The 321-nt window shown below is 46.4% G+C and carries 1 protein-coding gene; it reads right to left on the bottom strand.

Annotated elements, in window-relative coordinates; genetic code table 11:
- Nucleotides 1-321: endonuclease/exonuclease/phosphatase family protein (locus CWC16_RS19480; protein WP_349665944.1), on the bottom strand; the 321-nt coding region annotated here is incomplete at both ends.

Below are 321 nucleotides of genomic sequence, written 5' to 3'. Positions count from 1 at the left end.
GGCAGCATCATGACCTTCAGGAACATACATACTGGCAATACTGATCTTGTCAAAGTCAGCCTGAATATACCGTCCTGTTTCATCGGCCTCAGGAAAACCGAGACCACTGATAATGGCTTTTGGAGCCTGACGTGTATAAATCGCTACACCACCACGATCTTTCCTGTCATAGCCGCCATAGGCATAACAGAAGTATCCATCAAGCTGATACTGATCTTCCTCCATTGCAAACTCATCCTCACGGATGTCCTGCAAACAGATGACATCGGCATCCTGGTCCATTAACCAGTCAAACAGGCCTTTTTCACGCGCGTTTTTTAT

Source organism: Pseudoalteromonas sp. S3776, assembly GCF_005886915.1.
Classification (GTDB): domain Bacteria; phylum Pseudomonadota; class Gammaproteobacteria; order Enterobacterales; family Alteromonadaceae; genus Pseudoalteromonas.
The sequence above is the reverse complement of the archived record's forward strand: the minus strand, read 5'-3'. Positions and strand labels throughout refer to the sequence as shown.